Source organism: Streptomyces sp. NPDC007164 (genome assembly GCF_040634135.1).
GTDB lineage: Bacteria > Actinomycetota > Actinomycetes > Streptomycetales > Streptomycetaceae > Streptomyces > Streptomyces sanglieri.
The window spans coordinates 136,449-148,489 of the sequence record NZ_JBEYFB010000003.1; the positions used below are offsets into that span (position 1 = coordinate 136,449).

A 12,041-nucleotide genomic window follows, 5' to 3' on the forward strand; every position below is an offset into this window, starting at 1 on the left:
CACCGCAAGCAGGCGCGTTGCCCACGGCCCTACTTTCCGGCCCACTTGCCGCTCGTAGCGATCGACTTCAGCTGCTGCATGGTCAGCGCGGGTGTCTGCCGTGTGGCCTTCGTATTCTGGGACCCGGAGTTGAACGCGGACACCACGACCCGGAGGCCGTCGGTACGGATGGTGTCGGCGGTCCACATCACCACGCCCGCGCCGCCCTTCTCGCCCAGGCCCCGATGCATGACGACCTTCGTCCCGTCCGGCAGCACCTCCGCCCCGGCCCCGAACAGCTGCCCTTCCACGTCCGACATGTTCGGCTGCACATTGATCTGCACCAGGCTCGCGCCCTTGCCGTCATTCACGACGACGTACGCGAATCCGTCGTCACCGCGCTCGGAGGCCACCTTCGCCGACACAGGCAGCAGCGACTTGAGCTTCCTCAGGATCGCCCGGCCGTCCTGCCCCTGCGCCGACGGCTGCCGTACCGGCTTCGGGGCCGCCTTTCCCAGAGCGTTCATCACGGGCCGCCACTCGTCGGAGATGACGAGTCCCTTCAACTGCCCAACAGTGAGCGGGGGCTCGGCCCGTGAAACGGCGGCGCCCTTCTCTGCGGGCGCGTTCCACTCGCTGGCATCGACCGTGTATCCGTCAGGGGTCACGAGATAGGCGTGCCACCTCTTAGTGTCCACGCGCTTGTCGGGGTATTCGTACCCGCGCAACACCATCAGGCGCGAACCGTCGGCAAGCGTCTCATTCCGGCAGGAGTCGTACGGAACGAAGATCTTGTCCGGGCATTCGAGCTGCTGCTCCGCCTCCGTGCCGTCCGGGTCGATGGCGCCGACACTCACGCCGATCGCAGCTTTGCCCTTGCCATCGTCGAAGACGAGCTGCGCCGATGGCCCGAACCGGTCGGCCGTACCGCGCCCTGCCCGCCCGCTGACCTTCCCCTCCGGCAGCAGCCCCTCCAGCCTCTCGATCACCTGCTGCGCCGAGAGCTGCGGCCCCTTGCCGGGCGACGACTTCGTCGAAGGGCTGGTCTCCTGCGCCTTCGGCTGCGCGGCCACGCCCGCCCCGCCCTGCCCCGAGCCGCCGCCGAACGCCCCTGTGGCGTACGACGCCCCGAGCCCCACGACGGCGAGCGCCGCGACGCTGCCGGTCACGGCCGCGACCCGCCTGCGCCGCAACGCCCGTCGGCCGCGCACGACGCCGCCGTCCACCAGCGGTCGCCCCTCCACGGAGAAGACCTCCCCGGTGCGGCGTAGCACGTCACCGAACCCGCCTTCGAACGCGTCCAGGTCCTCCTGCGTTCCAGACATGCCAAACCACCACCATTTCTCGTAATAGTCAGTCGGGCTGATCAGTGCGCGGCGAACTCTCCGATGTTGTCGCCCAGTTGCGCCCTCAGCCGGGCGAGTGCACGGGTGCTGCGGGTGCGTACGGCTGCGGAGCTGACGTTGAGTACGTCTGCAGTCTCCGTGACGGACCGGTCCTCCCAGTACCGCAGTACGACCACCGCCCGGTCCTTGGCCGGCAGCTTCCGCAGCGCGTCCAGGAGCATGAGCCGCAGCGAGGCGTCACCCTGCGCGGCCGTCTCCGAGACCTCGGGAATCTCGTCGCTCGGCCGCTCTCCCGACGAACGCCGCCGCTGGTGCGCCAGAAAGACACGCACAAGAACGGTCTGCGCGTAGGCCGCCGGATTGCCGAGCTTCGACGACCTACCCCACACCACATACATCCGCCCCAGCGTCTCCTGCACCAGATCCTCGGCGAGATAGGTGTCGCCGCTGGTCAACAGGCACGCCGAACGGAAGAGATGCCCCATGCGGGCCGCCGCGAACTCCCGGAAGGCGCTCTCCTGGGACCGTCTCATCCGCCGCCCTCCCCCTTGGCCAGTCACCTACACCATTTAGATGCGGTGGGGGCGGCGGGATGTTTCACCCGAGTTGCTTCCTCTCTCCGCGAACTCATCAGCGAGTCGTTCCCGCACCCTCGGAACCATGGGAGAGAACGACCTCTGAGCAACGATGGAACGCACGGCGGGATCGAAATCGGCGAAGAGCAGCTCGCCAACTGCGCCAACTTCAGGCGCGGTCAGGTCTGCGCCATGTCCACGAAGCGCGAGTAATGGCCCTGGAAGGCCACCGTGATCGTTGCCGTCGGACCGTTACGATGCTTGGCCACGATGAGGTCGGCCTCGCCGGCGCGGGGGGACTCCTTCTCGTACGCGTCCTCGCGGTGCAGCAGGATCACCATGTCGGCGTCCTGCTCGATGGATCCGGATTCACGCAGGTCGGAGACCATCGGCTTCTTGTCCGTGCGCTGTTCGGGGCCACGGTTCAGCTGGGAGAGCGCGATGACCGGAAGCTGAAGCTCCTTGGCCAGCAGCTTGAGGTTTCGGGACATGTCCGAGACTTCCTGCTGGCGGCTCTCGGCTCGCTTGGAACCGCCGGACTGCATCAGCTGCAGATAGTCGATGACCACGAGCTTGAGGTCGTTGCGCTGCTTGAGACGACGGCACTTCGCCCGGATCTCCATCATGGAGAGGTTCGGGGAGTCGTCGATGTAGAGCGGGGCGGCCGAGACATCGGGCATCCGGCGGGCCAGCCGCGTCCAGTCCTCGTCAGTCATGGTGCCGGAGCGCATGTGGTGCAGCGCCACCCGGGCCTCGGCGGAGAGCAGACGCATCGCGATCTCGTTGCGGCCCATTTCGAGGGAGAAGATCACGCTGGGCAGATTGCTCTTGATCGAACAGGCCCGCGCGAAGTCGAGAGCCAGCGTGGACTTACCCATGGCGGGACGGGCGGCGATGACGACCATCTGGCCCGGGTGCAAGCCGTTCGTCAGGGCATCGAGGTCGGTGAAGCCGGTCGGCACTCCGGTCATCTCACCGCTACGCGAACCGATCGCCTCGATCTCGTCGAGCGCGCCCTCCATGATGTCGCCGAGCGGCAGGTAGTCCTCACTGGTGCGCTGCTCGGTGACCGCGTAGATCTCGGCCTGCGCGGAGTTCACGATGTCGTCGACATCGCCGTCCGCCGCGTATCCCATCTGCGTGATCTTCGTGCCGGCCTCGACGAGCCGCCGCAGGACCGCCCGCTCATGGACGATCTCCGCGTAGTACGAAGCGTTGGCCGCGGTCGGTACGGACTGGACGAGGGTGTGCAGATACGGCGCCCCGCCCACCTTGGTGATCTCGCCACGTTTGACCAGCTCGGCCGCCACCGTGATCGGGTCGGCCGGCTCGCCCTTGGCGTAGAGGTCGAGGATCGCCTGGTAGACGGTCTCGTGCGCGGGGCGGTAGAAGTCGTGGCCCTTGATGATCTCCACGACATCGGCGATGGCGTCCTTGGACAGGAGCATGCCACCGAGTACCGACTGCTCGGCATCGAGGTCCTGGGGCGGCACCCGCTCGAAACCGGGGGATCCCCCCTCCCAGCCGTCGCTCTCCCTGCCGCGTTCGTGCTGCTCGCCGCGGTCCCTGCCTTCTCCGCGGCGCTGCCGGGAAACGGGCAGACGGTCGCTGGGACCGGTCTCGGCCCAGGGGTCGTCCAAAGGCTCGGGAATGGTCACCGGGCCACCTCCTCCCGTCCGCTCCGCGGACCTCGCCACGCCACTCTTTCTTACGGCACAGCACCGACAAACAAGACGCCCGACTCCGGTTCCGGCGCGACGAGTTCTGAGTGGTTCCGGGTCCAGAACGGGGTGCGGGCGCCGGTCCACGGTAGGCCGCTCGGCACCGTCAGCCAATCTGGTTATCCACAGGGCATGTGGACGACGGACCAGATGCTGTGGAGAAGTCCGCAGAACCTGTGCACGGAGCGGGGGACAGCACTGTGGACAAACTCATAACACCCGCACCATCACCGCGCTGACCTGGCCTTTCCCCATCCACGGCCTGTGGGGGAGAAAAACTTTCCGAGTCAGCACAAGATCACGACAAACGGCCCACGGGAGAACGCCGAGCCCGAGCAAATGTAAGGGCTACTAAGCCATTGCATCCATTACCTGTGGAAGATTAGATTGGCCCCCATGATCCAGGCCCCGGCGTCCCCGCCACCCAGTCGTCGACGGCACGACCGCGAGATCATCTCGCTCGCCGTACCCGCCTTCGGCGCACTCGTCGCCGAGCCGCTCTTCGTCATGGTCGACAGCGCCATCGTCGGCCATCTCGGCACCCCGCAACTGGCCGGCCTGGCCGTCGCCGCCGCCCTGCTGACCACTGCTGTCAGCATCTTCGTCTTCCTCGCCTACGCCACCACCGCGGCAGTGGCACGGCGAGTCGGGGCAGGCGATCTGGCCTCCGCGATCCGGCAGGGTATGGACGGCATCTGGCTGGCGATCCTGCTGGGCATCGCCGTCATCGCCGTCACCCTCCCCACGGCCCCCTGGCTGGTGGATGTCTTCGGCGCCTCCGACACGGCAGCCCCCTACGCGATCACATATCTGCGGATCTCCAGCCTCGGCATCCCGGCCATGCTCGTGGTGCTGGCAGCGACCGGCGTTCTCCGCGGCCTGCAGGACACCAGGACCCCGCTCTACGTCGCCATCGGAGGCTTCGCCGCCAACGGCGCCCTCAACGCGGGACTGGTCTACGGCGCCGGCCTCGGGATCGCCGGATCGGCCTGGGGCACCGTGATCGCACAGGTCTCGATGGCCGTCGTCTATCTGATCGTGGTGGTACGGGGGGCCAGACGGCACGGTGCCTCACTGCGTCCCGATGCCGCAGGTATCAGGGCCAGCGCCCAGGCCGGCGTACCGCTGCTGGTCCGTACGCTGTCGCTCCGCGCAGTGCTGATGATCGCCACGGCCGTTGCCGCCCGCCTCGGCGACACCGAGATCGCCGCGCACCAGATCATCCTTTCGCTCTGGAGCCTGATGGCCTTCGCTCTGGATGCCATCGCCATTGCCGGTCAGGCGATCATCGGTCGCTATCTGGGAGCCGATGATGCCAGGGGCGCACGCGAGGCATGCCGTCGCATGGTCCAGTGGGGCATCGTCTCCGGGGTGGTGTTCGGAGCACTGATCGTCCTCGCCCGGCCGCTGTTCGTGCCCTTGTTCACCAGCGACCAGGCCGTACAGGACACCCTGCTCCCGGCACTGCTGGTGGTAGCACTGTCCCAGCCGATCGCAGGAGTGGTCTTCGTTCTGGACGGAGTGCTGATGGGCGCGGGCGACGGGCGGTACCTGGCCTGGGCCATGCTCGTCACTCTCGCGGTCTTTGCCCCGGTCGCCCTGCTGGTGCCGGTGATCGGTGGTGGGCTGACGGCGCTGTGGTGGGCGATGGCCCTGATGATGACCGTCCGCATGGTGACGCTCTGGCTGCGCACCCGCTCCGGCAAGTGGATCGTCACCGGGGCCAGCCGCTGAGCCACCGGCCGTGCTCCTGTTTCACGTGAAACAGGAGCACCGAGGAGTCGTTCGACACCACTCGCCGCCGCTCAGCACCGGCGGAAGCCACAGCGGAAACCACGACGAAGGGCCGCACCCCACGGGGTGCGGCCCTTCAGCTGCTCAGGTGAGCTGTGCCCTTAGGCAGCAACGACCTCGATGCCGAGGCTCGCAGCGACCTCGGGGTGCAGACGCACGGACACCTGGTGTCCGCCGAGCGTCTTGATCGGCGAGCCGAGCTCGACGCGACGCTTGTCGACGTCGGGGCCACCGGCGGCCTTGATCGCCGAGGCGATGTCGGCCGGGGTCACGGAGCCGAAGAGACGGCCGGCGTCGCCGGAGCGAACGGCCAGACGGACCTTCACGGCCTCGAGCTTGGTCTTGATCTCGTTGGCCTGCTCGATCGTGGCGATCTCGTGGATCTTGCGGGCGCGGCGGATCTGCGCCACGTCCTTCTCGCCACCCTTGGTCCAGCGGATGGCAAAGCCACGCGGAACCAGGTAGTTACGGGCGTACCCGTCCTTGACGTCGACGACGTCGCCCGCAGCACCGAGGCCGGAGACCTCGTGGGTGAGGATGATCTTCATGATTCGGTCACCCTTCCCTTATCGTGCGGTGGACGTGTAGGGCAGCAGCGCCATCTCACGGCTGTTCTTGACTGCCGTGGCGACGTCACGCTGGTGCTGCGTGCAGTTGCCGGTGACGCGGCGGGCACGGATCTTGCCGCGGTCGGAAATGAACTTCCGCAGCATGTTCGTGTCCTTGTAGTCCACGTACTGGGTCTTATCCTTGCAGAACGCGCAGACCTTCTTCTTAGGCTTGCGCACAGGCGGCTTCGCCATGGTGTTTCTCCTGTGTGATCAAGAAGTGGGGGTACGAGCTGCCCTAGAAGGGAGGCTCGTCCGAGTAGCCGCCGCCAGAACCGCCGGAACCGCCGGAGCTTCCGCCCCAGCCGCCTCCGCCGCCCTGCTGGCCCCCGCCCTGCTGACCGCCGGACGGCGCGCCAGTGGCCCACGGGTCGTCGGCGGGAGCGCCGCCGCCGCCCTGCTGGCCACCACCACCGGGACCGCCGCCCCAGTTGCCGCCGCCCTGCTGGCCACCGCCGTATCCACCCTGGCCGCCCTGACCACCGCGACCGGTGGTCTTGGTGACCTTGGCCGTGGCGTTCTTCAGGCTGGGGCCGACTTCCTCGACATCCAGCTCGTAGACCGTGCGCTTGACGCCCTCGCGGTCTTCGTACGACCGCTGCTTCAGCCGACCCTGCACGACAACGCGCATGCCTCGCTGGAGCGACTCGGCGACGTTCTCCGCCGCCTGCCGCCAGACCGAGCAGGTGAGGAACAGGCCTTCGCCGTCCTTCCACTCATTGGTCTGCCGGTCGAAGATGCGGGGAGTGGACGCGACACGGAACTTCGCGACCGCCGCACCGGACGGGGTGAAGCGCAGCTCGGGGTCGTCGACGAGATTGCCGACGACCGTGATGACGGTCTCGCCTGCCATGGATGAACCTCTCGGCGGGGATTGCTTCTGGCTGCTTGCTGCTACTCGAACCCGATGACCACTGAGCTAGATGCTCAGTGGGACTCGGGACGGAGGACCTTGGTCCGGAGGACCGACTCGTTCAGGTTCATCTGGCGGTCGAGCTCCTTGACGACCGCAGGCTCGGCCTGCAGGTCGATGACCGAGTAGATGCCCTCGGGCTTCTTCTTGATCTCGTAAGCGAGACGACGACGGCCCCAGGTGTCGACCTTCTCGACCTTTCCGTTGCCCTCACGGACGACGGAAAGGAAGTTCTCGATCAGCGGGGAGACAGCGCGCTCCTCGAGATCGGGGTCGAGGATGACCATCACCTCGTAGTGACGCATGTGGAACCCACCTCCTTTGGACTCAGCGGCCACGGTCGTTCCGTGGCAGGAGGGTCGTGATGCGTGAGCATCAGTGTCTCCGAGTAAAACAGCCGCCACTGACAATGCCCTCCATGGAGAGGGGCTGCCGTGCTGGCCTGGGCAGACACCGGTGCAGACCGTACAGAGTACCCGCACAACGGCTTCCGGTTGAAATCCGGTGGTCAGGAGACGCAATCTGGACACATCGGGTGTGAGCGGCGCCACCACGCGCCCCATTCGGCCAGGAGGTACTCCATGGCACAGGCAATACGACCCCGTCCCCCCGTTTCCCTACTCGCCACGGACGGCAAGACCCATCCGCTCCAGGAGACCCTGGTGGCGGTGACGCTGATCCTCGGTGTGCTCGCCTTCGTGACGGCGATGTTCCACAACCTGCATCTGATCAGTTCGTGGGCCGGACTCATCGGGATCCTCACGGGCGCGTACGGGCAGTACGTCTCGGTGACCACCCGCGAACGGTTCCCGCTGATCATCGGCATGGGCGCGGCCGCCATCGGCTTCTTCCTGGGCATGGCCCACGGCGGCCTCTTCGGTGGCGTGGTGGGCTGAATCGCGACAGACACAGCAGTCACAACCGGACAAGCGGAACGGCGCGGGAACCTCACAGGGTCCCCGCGCCGTTTCTCGTACGTGAAGGACCCGGCAACCCGGGTCCCGACGGCGGCGGAGCGGCAAGGGCCATAGGGCCAGACGGCGTGCTCGTCGGCCACAGTAGGCTTCGGCGCGAGAGCCGGAGCCCCTGACCGATGGGGACACACCTGCCGAGGAGCGCCCCGCATGAGCCTGACCCTGAGGACCATCAGCCGAGAGCAGCATCTGGCTTACTTCCAGAATCTGCCCGCGGCGAGTCACATGCAGGTCCCGGCATGGGCAGATGTGAAGGCCGAGTGGCGCTCGGAGAGCCTCGGCTGGTTCGACGGGAACGGACAGCTCGTCGGCGCCGGCCTGGTGCTCTACCGGCAGTTGCCCAAGATCAAGCGGTACCTCGCCTATCTGCCCGAGGGCCCGGTCATCAACTGGTACGCCCCGAATCTGGACGACTGGCTGCGGCCGATGCTGGCGCACCTCAAGCAGCAGGGCGCCTTCTCCGTGAAGATGGGCCCGCCGGTCATCATCCGCCGCTGGGACGCGGCCGCCATCAAGTCGGGTATCCAGGACCCGGAAGTGAAGCGCCTGCGCGACGTCGAGGCCACCCACATCGAGCCGCGTGCCTTCGAAGTGGCGGACCGGCTGCGGAAGATGGGCTGGCAGCAGGGCGAGGACGGCGGCGCCGGATTCGGTGACGTACAGCCCCGCTACGTCTTCCAGGTGCCGCTGGCCAACCGGTCGCTCGAAGACGTCCACAAAGGCTTCAACCAGCTGTGGCGACGCAACATCAAGAAGGCCGAGAAGGCCGGCGTCGAGGTCGTCCAGGGCAGCTACGCCGACCTCGCCGAGTGGCAGCGGCTGTACGAGATCACGGCGGAGCGCGACCACTTCCGGCCGCGTCCGCTGGGCTACTTCCAGCGCATGTGGACGGCCCTCAACAATGAGGACCCGAACCGGATGCGGCTGTACTTCGCCCGGCACGAGGGCGAGAACGTCGCGGCCGCGACCATGCTGATCGTCGGCGGGCACGTCTGGTACTCCTACGGCGCCTCCGCCAACCACAAGCGCGAGGTCCGGCCCTCGAACGCGATGCAGTGGCGCATGCTGCGCGACGCGTACGCCATGGGGGCCACCGTCTACGACCTGCGCGGCATCTCCGACTCGCTGGACGAGACCGACCACCTCTTCGGTCTGATCCAGTTCAAGGTGGGCACCGGCGGCCAGGCGGCCGAGTACCTCGGCGAGTGGGACTTCCCGCTCAACAAGCTGCTGCACAAGGCGCTCGACATCTACATGTCGCGGCGCTGACCCGCGTCGCGCCGTTACGCGTCGCACCGCTGTCACGCGTCGCCCATTACGCGTCGCCCCGCTGACGAAACCGGCTTCATTGGTTTCAATGGGGGCTTCGGCTTCATACACACCTCCCACACAGCAGCCACCAGAAGGGTTCCGGACCGGCCATGGCGCTCTCCCTCTACGTCGACACCGCGCGCTGGCGGGCGCACCAGAAATCCGTCCTCGACCAGTTCCCCGGCCTCGTACCGGTCTGCAAGGGCAATGGATACGGCTTCGGCCACGAACGGCTGGCCGACGAGGCCATCCGCTTCGGCTCCGACACGCTCGCCGTCGGGACCACCTACGAGGCGGCCCGCATCAAGGACTGGTTCAGCGGCGACCTTCTGGTCCTCACCCCGTTCCGCCGCGGCGAGGAGCCGGTACCCCTGCCCGACCGTGTGATCCGGTCGGTTTCCTCCGTGGACGGCGTGCACGCCCTGGTGGGCGCGCGGGTCGTCATCGAGTGCATGAGCTCAATGAAGCGCCACGGCGTCAAGGAGGAGGAGCTCGGGCAGCTGCACGCCGCCATCGAGGACGTACGGCTCGAAGGCTTCGCCCTGCACCTGCCGCTGGACCGCACGGACGGCTCGGACGCGGTCGAGGAGGTCATCGGCTGGATGGACCGGCTGCGCGCGGCCCGGCTGCCGTTGCACACCATGTTCGTCAGCCATCTGCGCGCCGAGGAGCTGGGCCGGCTCCAGCAGCAGTTCCCGCAGACCCGTTTCCGCGCCCGCATCGGTACCCGGCTGTGGCTCGGCGACCATGAGGCGACGGAGTACCGGGGGGCCGTCCTGGACGTCACCCGCGTGGCCAAGGGCGACCGCTTCGGCTACCGCCAGCAGAAGGCCGCCTCGGACGGCTGGCTGGTCGTCGTCGCCGGCGGTACGTCGCACGGCGTGGGCCTGGAGGCCCCGAAGGCCCTGCACGGCGTGATGCCGCGGGCCAAGGGAGTCGCCCGCGCGGGCCTGGCCACCGTCAACCGCAACCTGTCGCCGTTCGTCTGGGCGGGCAAGCAGCGCTGGTTCGCGGAGCCGCCGCACATGCAGGTGTCGATCCTGTTCGTCCCGTCGGACGCCCAGGAGCCGAAGGTCGGCGACGAGCTGGTCGCCCATCTGCGCCACACGACCACCCAGTTCGACCGCCTCGTCGACCAGTAGTACGTACCGCTGATCGACCGGTACGGCCGATACAGCTGGTCCCGGAGCCGGGCCTCTCCCACCAGGAGGGGCCCGGCTCTCAGTCTGCGACCGGTCCGCGCGCCGCTCCCCATTCCACCCGCGGCCCTTCCACCGCCGGGTGGGCATGCCGCGCCGGATGCGCCGCCCGCCCCAGCACGAACACGTCCGGGGCCCCGTCGAGCACCCCGCCGGACGGATCGTCCGATCCGTCGCGCCGTACGACGTCCCGCTCCGGCTTGAGGATGTCCCGCACGACCACGGCGCAGAGGTACAGCGTGCCCAGCAGATGCAGGGCGATCGCCAGCTGGTACCCCTCTGTGGGCAGCCCCTGGTGCTTGTCCCCGCTCGTCGTGTACGCGAGGTACATCCAGATGCCCAGGAAGTACATGACCTCGCACGCCTGCCAGATCAGGAAGTCGCGCCAGCGCGGCCGGGCCAGGGTGGCCAGGGGGATCAGCCACAGCACGTACTGCGGCGAGTAGACCTTGTTGACGAGGATGAACGCCGCGACGACGAGGAAGGCGAGCTGTGCGAAGCGCGGCCTGCGCGGTGCCATCAGGGTGAGCGCGCCGATCCCCGCGCACAGCAGGACCGTCGTCAGCGTCGAGACGGTGTTGACGGTCGAGACCTCGATGCTCTCGCCGGTGCGCTGGGTGATGATCAGCCAGAAGGAGCCGAAGTCGATGCCCCGCTCCTCGCTGAACGTGTAGAACTTCTTCCATCCCTCGGGCGCGAAGGCCATCACCGGCAGATTCACCACCAGCCAGGACACCGCCGCCCCGAGCGTCGCCATGCCGAACTCCCGCCACTTGCCCGCCCGCCAGCACAGGACGAACACCGGCCCCAGCAGGAACACGGGATAGAGCTTGGCGGCCGTGGCGAGCCCGATGAGGATGCCGAACGCCAGTGCCCGTCCCCGGGACCACATGAGCATCGCCGCGGCCGTCAGCGCGACGGCCAGCAGGTCCCAATTGATCGTCGCGGTGAGCGCGAAGGCGGGCGCGAGGGCGACCAGCAGCCCGTCCCAGGGGCGCCGCCGGTGCGTACGGGCGACACAGACGGCGATGATCACGGCGCAGATCATCAGCATGCCCGCGTTGACCATCCAGTACATCTGCTCCTGGTGCTGAATGGATCCGCCCGGCGTCAGCCAGGCGGCGACCTGCATGAACACACCCGTCAGGACGGGGTACTCCAGGAACTGCATGTCGCCCGGCAGCCGGTCGAAGTACGGCACCAGCCCGTCGGAGAATCCACGGGCGGCGAAGAGGTGCGGAATGTCCGAGTAGCAGGCGTGCGTGTACTGCGAGCCCGCGCCCCTGAACCAGGCCCAGTTGTAGCAGGGCAGCTTCTGCACCATGCCCAGCGCGAACATCCCGAGGGCCACCAGCGCGATGGCGCCCACCGGCGTGAGGGCCGTGCCGCCGAGCCGCGTCCAGCGCCCCGACCGGCCGCCGATCAGCTCACTGCCGGCCGCGGCGACCTCGTCCTGGTGCGTAGGCCGTACGACCGATCGCTCCTCGTGCTGCTGCACACTCGTTTCTTCTGCGCTTGGCATGCCGCTCATCCTGCCGTACGGGGCTGTGGAAACGACGAGGGCCGCCGCACCGTGTGGTGCGGCGGCCCTCATGACCGGGTCGGCCCGGAGGCCGCGCGG

At 67.9% G+C, this 12,041-nt stretch carries 12 protein-coding genes; 4 read left to right on the plus strand and 8 right to left on the minus strand.

The genetic code is table 11. The features are described from left to right. Positions 1 to 29 precede the first annotated feature (29 nt). The 3 genes from ABZ622_RS07230 to dnaB all read right to left on the minus strand — a co-directional run bounded on the left by ABZ622_RS07230 (position 30) and on the right by dnaB (position 3,540). A complete protein-coding gene (locus tag ABZ622_RS07230) occupies positions 30 to 1,304 on the minus strand; it encodes a hypothetical protein (protein WP_360541241.1) in 1,275 nt (424 codons plus the stop codon). 41 nt (positions 1,305 to 1,345) lie between these two features. After that, the gene (locus ABZ622_RS07235) at positions 1,346 to 1,858 is read right to left on the minus strand and encodes a SigE family RNA polymerase sigma factor (RefSeq protein WP_124719898.1); all 513 of its coding nucleotides are present in this window, start codon (positions 1,856 to 1,858) and stop codon (positions 1,346 to 1,348) included. A 221-nt stretch (positions 1,859 to 2,079) separates the two neighbouring features. Beyond that, complete coding sequence (dnaB, locus tag ABZ622_RS07240; RefSeq protein ID WP_360541641.1) at positions 2,080 to 3,540, minus strand: replicative DNA helicase; 1,461 nt, start codon at positions 3,538 to 3,540, stop codon at positions 2,080 to 2,082. A 477-nt stretch (positions 3,541 to 4,017) separates the two neighbouring features. Here dnaB and ABZ622_RS07245 point away from each other — a divergent pair, with 477 nt between their 5' ends. Continuing rightward, positions 4,018 to 5,355 carry an MATE family efflux transporter gene (locus ABZ622_RS07245; RefSeq protein WP_360541243.1) on the plus strand — a complete coding sequence of 446 codons (1,338 nt, stop codon included), beginning with the start codon at positions 4,018 to 4,020 and terminating at the stop codon, positions 5,353 to 5,355. A 161-nt stretch (positions 5,356 to 5,516) separates the two neighbouring features. Here the strand turns inward: ABZ622_RS07245 and rplI are convergent, their stop codons facing one another. The 4 genes from rplI to rpsF all read right to left on the minus strand — a co-directional run bounded on the left by rplI (position 5,517) and on the right by rpsF (position 7,241). Further along, entirely contained in the window at positions 5,517 to 5,963 is a 447-nt protein-coding gene (gene rplI, locus ABZ622_RS07250; RefSeq protein ID WP_124719895.1) for a 50S ribosomal protein L9, read from the minus strand. 18 nt (positions 5,964 to 5,981) lie between these two features. Beyond that, a complete protein-coding gene (gene rpsR, locus ABZ622_RS07255) occupies positions 5,982 to 6,218 on the minus strand; it encodes a 30S ribosomal protein S18 (RefSeq protein WP_003967857.1) in 237 nt (78 codons plus the stop codon). A gap of 43 nt (positions 6,219 to 6,261) precedes the next feature. After that, positions 6,262 to 6,876, minus strand: a complete 615-nt coding sequence (locus ABZ622_RS07260; protein ID WP_124719894.1) for a single-stranded DNA-binding protein — start codon at positions 6,874 to 6,876, stop codon at positions 6,262 to 6,264. 74 nt (positions 6,877 to 6,950) lie between these two features. Next, positions 6,951 to 7,241, minus strand: coding sequence for a 30S ribosomal protein S6 (gene rpsF, locus ABZ622_RS07265; protein WP_072487610.1), 291 nt, complete (start codon positions 7,239 to 7,241; stop codon positions 6,951 to 6,953). Positions 7,242 to 7,517: 276 nt separating this feature from the next. On the opposite strand from rpsF, the gene ABZ622_RS07270 reads away from it, so the two are divergent. The 3 genes from ABZ622_RS07270 to ABZ622_RS07280 all read left to right on the plus strand — a co-directional run bounded on the left by ABZ622_RS07270 (position 7,518) and on the right by ABZ622_RS07280 (position 10,363). Beyond that, positions 7,518 to 7,832 (plus strand): hypothetical protein, encoded by a 315-nt coding sequence (locus ABZ622_RS07270; RefSeq protein WP_317860251.1) that lies wholly within the window; start codon positions 7,518 to 7,520, stop codon positions 7,830 to 7,832. 228 nt (positions 7,833 to 8,060) lie between these two features. Beyond that, a complete protein-coding gene (locus ABZ622_RS07275) occupies positions 8,061 to 9,179 on the plus strand; it encodes a peptidoglycan bridge formation glycyltransferase FemA/FemB family protein (protein WP_360541246.1) in 1,119 nt (372 codons plus the stop codon). A 152-nt stretch (positions 9,180 to 9,331) separates the two neighbouring features. After that, positions 9,332 to 10,363, plus strand: coding sequence for an alanine racemase (locus tag ABZ622_RS07280; RefSeq protein WP_360541248.1), 1,032 nt, complete (start codon positions 9,332 to 9,334; stop codon positions 10,361 to 10,363). A 79-nt stretch (positions 10,364 to 10,442) separates the two neighbouring features. Here the strand turns inward: ABZ622_RS07280 and ABZ622_RS07285 are convergent, their stop codons facing one another. Next, positions 10,443 to 11,942: a glycosyltransferase 87 family protein gene (locus ABZ622_RS07285; RefSeq protein ID WP_360541250.1), complete on the minus strand. Its 1,500-nt coding sequence runs from the start codon at positions 11,940 to 11,942 to the stop codon at positions 10,443 to 10,445. Positions 11,943 to 12,041 lie beyond the last annotated feature (99 nt).

What these genes read in the sequence shown, in the direction of transcription:
- ABZ622_RS07230 (WP_360541241.1), bottom strand. Translation starts at nt 1,304, where the DNA reads ATGTCTGGAACGCAGGAGGACCTGGACGCGTTCGAAGGCGGGTTCGGT.
- ABZ622_RS07235 (WP_124719898.1), bottom strand. Translation starts at nt 1,858, where the DNA reads ATGAGACGGTCCCAGGAGAGCGCCTTCCGGGAGTTCGCGGCGGCCCGC.
- ABZ622_RS07245 (WP_360541243.1), top strand. Translation starts at nt 4,018, where the DNA reads ATGATCCAGGCCCCGGCGTCCCCGCCACCCAGTCGTCGACGGCACGAC.
- rplI (WP_124719895.1), bottom strand. Translation starts at nt 5,963, where the DNA reads ATGAAGATCATCCTCACCCACGAGGTCTCCGGCCTCGGTGCTGCGGGC.
- rpsR (WP_003967857.1), bottom strand. Translation starts at nt 6,218, where the DNA reads ATGGCGAAGCCGCCTGTGCGCAAGCCTAAGAAGAAGGTCTGCGCGTTC.
- ABZ622_RS07260 (WP_124719894.1), bottom strand. Translation starts at nt 6,876, where the DNA reads ATGGCAGGCGAGACCGTCATCACGGTCGTCGGCAATCTCGTCGACGAC.
- rpsF (WP_072487610.1), bottom strand. Translation starts at nt 7,241, where the DNA reads ATGCGTCACTACGAGGTGATGGTCATCCTCGACCCCGATCTCGAGGAG.
- ABZ622_RS07270 (WP_317860251.1), top strand. Translation starts at nt 7,518, where the DNA reads ATGGCACAGGCAATACGACCCCGTCCCCCCGTTTCCCTACTCGCCACG.
- ABZ622_RS07275 (WP_360541246.1), top strand. Translation starts at nt 8,061, where the DNA reads ATGAGCCTGACCCTGAGGACCATCAGCCGAGAGCAGCATCTGGCTTAC.
- ABZ622_RS07280 (WP_360541248.1), top strand. Translation starts at nt 9,332, where the DNA reads ATGGCGCTCTCCCTCTACGTCGACACCGCGCGCTGGCGGGCGCACCAG.
- ABZ622_RS07285 (WP_360541250.1), bottom strand. Translation starts at nt 11,942, where the DNA reads ATGCCAAGCGCAGAAGAAACGAGTGTGCAGCAGCACGAGGAGCGATCG.